This window comes from Acetivibrio ethanolgignens, from assembly GCF_001461035.1.
GTDB lineage: Bacteria > Bacillota > Clostridia > Lachnospirales > Lachnospiraceae > Velocimicrobium > Velocimicrobium ethanolgignens.
Window position 1 is genome coordinate 1 of record NZ_LNAM01000107.1, and the last position, 1,020, is coordinate 1,020.

Here is a 1,020-nt window from a genome sequence, read left to right on the forward strand (position 1 = left end):
ATCTAATTTTTATCAGAAAGATTCAAGATCCAAAGACACAAGATTTTTTACGCCCTCTAACCAAATATTAAAAGTGCTACCTTTTTCATATGTGGACTCAACAGTAATATATCCATTTTCTTTTTCTAAGATTAACCTGCTTAAATATAATCCAATACCGTTGCCGCTAAGATGATACACCTCAGGACAACGATAAAAACGTTGAAAAATTTTACTTAAATTTTGTTCTTTTATACCAATTCCGTTATCAGATATAGATATAATAACATATAATTCTGTTTTAGAAATATTGATGGATATCTCTGAGTTAATATCGGAATATTTTATGGCATTTTCTAATACATTGATAAATACTTCTCTTGTCCAATCATAATTGTGAATGACATTTATATCCCAATTAGGAGATTCCTGACATATAATTTGTATGTTTTTTAAATCAGCACTAAATTGAACACTGTCAATGGACTCAATTAAAGTTTTTTTTATTGGAAGAGATTTGGTAGTAAAGGATATGGTGTTTTCTTCTAATTTCATACAATTAACTAAACTATGTACAATCCATTCTATTTTTGAGATTTGAACTTTCAATTTTTTTTTAAAGAGTTCGTTCTCTTCTAATGTCAATGAAGGATCGTCCAATATGTGTTGGTACATTTTTAAGTTTGTTAAAGGAGTTTTTAATTGATGCGCCAAATCTGATATAAGAGATTGGAGCATGTCTTTATCTTTAACAGAGGATTCTATAATGGATAATTGATTTTTTTGTAGTGCTTTTAGTGACATAGCTATTTGAGAATCAAAGTTTTCACTTATAGGAAAATTGATATCTTGGTAAGTAGAAAAATTTTTTAAAAGTAAGACAATATTTTTTATCATCTTTTTTTGGGAAAGATAAATAAATAGTAGATAACAAAACATAATAAAAAAAATTGAGAAAATTATAAGCATCATATATCTCCTTATTGTTAATGATTTCCTGAGCTGTCGCAGGACTGCTCTTACGCACTGTCATTAGGATGA

At 27.7% G+C, this 1,020-nt stretch carries 1 protein-coding gene; it reads right to left on the reverse strand.

The annotated features are described in order from the left end of the window. Nucleotides 1-12: 12 nt before the first annotated feature. Nucleotides 13-951: a sensor histidine kinase gene (locus tag ASU35_RS05690; protein ID WP_083504157.1), complete on the reverse strand. Its 939-nt coding sequence runs from the start codon at nt 949-951 to the stop codon at nt 13-15. Nucleotides 952-1,020 lie beyond the last annotated feature (69 nt).

Excerpts from the sequence above, each read along its gene's own strand:
- ASU35_RS05690 (WP_083504157.1), bottom strand. The coding sequence starts at position 951 with ATGATGCTTATAATTTTCTCAATTTTTTTTATTATGTTTTGTTATCTA.